At 52.9% G+C, this 482-nt stretch carries 1 protein-coding gene; it reads right to left on the bottom strand.

The annotated features are described in order from the left end of the window. A partial coding sequence (locus tag HMPREF2891_RS05535; protein ID WP_222566272.1) for a YPDG domain-containing protein occupies positions 1-482 on the bottom strand: 482 nt, incomplete at both ends.

The raw sequence follows: 482 nt of genomic DNA, 5'->3' as shown, positions 1-482 counted from the left end.
CAGGAACAACCAACTTACCCTCATACTCAGGCTCAAACTTCTCGTTGTCCTTCGCATCAGGCTGCTCAACGGTGACAGTTACGTCAACGTTGTCCTTGGTGCCGTCCGGGTAGGTCACAACAACCGGAACCTCGATCTTGCTACCAGGAGTTGCATCCTCAGGGATGGTAACGGTGATCTCACCAGTGTTCTCATCGATAGTCACACCATTAGGAACGTTGTCACCAGGGGTGAACTTCGTGCCCTCAGGAGCCTTAGTGTCGTTACCGTCCTTGTCGGTGAACTTCGGAGCATCGATCTTCACATCGCTGCCCGGCTTACCCGAACCATCCTCATAGCCAGGCTCGAAGTGATCGTTCGCGTTCGGAACCTTCGGATTAGAGTCATCCTCATCGTCGATGCCGTCATTATCGTCATCCGGATCAGTCACATCAGGATCACCGTCACCATCGGTATCCAGCTTGAAGTTCGCATCCGTCTTA

It is taken from the genome of Actinomyces sp. HMSC065F11 (assembly GCF_001813085.1).
GTDB lineage: Bacteria > Actinomycetota > Actinomycetes > Actinomycetales > Actinomycetaceae > Gleimia > Gleimia europaea.
Note: the sequence above shows the minus strand (reverse complement) of the source record. Positions and strands in the feature narration are given on the sequence as shown.